We start from the raw sequence: 527 nt of genomic DNA, 5'->3' as shown, positions 1-527 counted from the left end.
CCGACGCCAATTCCGACGCCGACGCCTGCGGAAACTCCAATTCCCACACCGACGCCAATTCCGACGCCTGCGGAAACTCCAATTCCCACACCGACGCTAATTCCGACGCCAATTCCTGCGGAAACTCCAATTCCCACACCGACGCCAATTCCCACACCGACGCCAATTCCTGCGGAAACTCCAATTCCGACGCCGACGCCTGCGGAAACTCCAATTCCCACACCGACGCCAATTCCTGCGGAAACTCCAATTCCCACACCGACGCCAATTCCTGCGGAAACTCCGACGCCTGCGGAAACTCCGACACCAATTCCGACGCCAATTCCGATATCTGCGGAAACTCCAATTCCGACACCGACGCCAATTCCTACGGAAACTCCAATTCCGACGCCGACTCCTGCTGAAACTCCAATTCCGACACCGACGCCAATTCCTGCGGAAACTCCAATTCCGACGCCAATTCCTGCGGAAACTCCGACGCCTGCGGAAACTCCGACACCAATTCCGACGCCAATTCCGATATCTGC

At 57.3% G+C, this 527-nt stretch carries 1 protein-coding gene; it reads left to right on the top strand.

Annotation, left to right across the window (positions count from 1 at the left end; genetic code table 11):
- On the top strand, positions 1-527 hold a 527-nt coding region (locus QUA77_RS14660), incomplete at both ends, for a hypothetical protein (RefSeq protein ID WP_333450823.1).

Source organism: Microcoleus sp. K5-D4, from assembly GCF_036704575.1.
Taxonomy (GTDB): Bacteria; Cyanobacteriota; Cyanobacteriia; order Cyanobacteriales; family Microcoleaceae; genus Microcoleus.
Note: the sequence above shows the minus strand (reverse complement) of the source record. Positions and strands in the feature narration are given on the sequence as shown.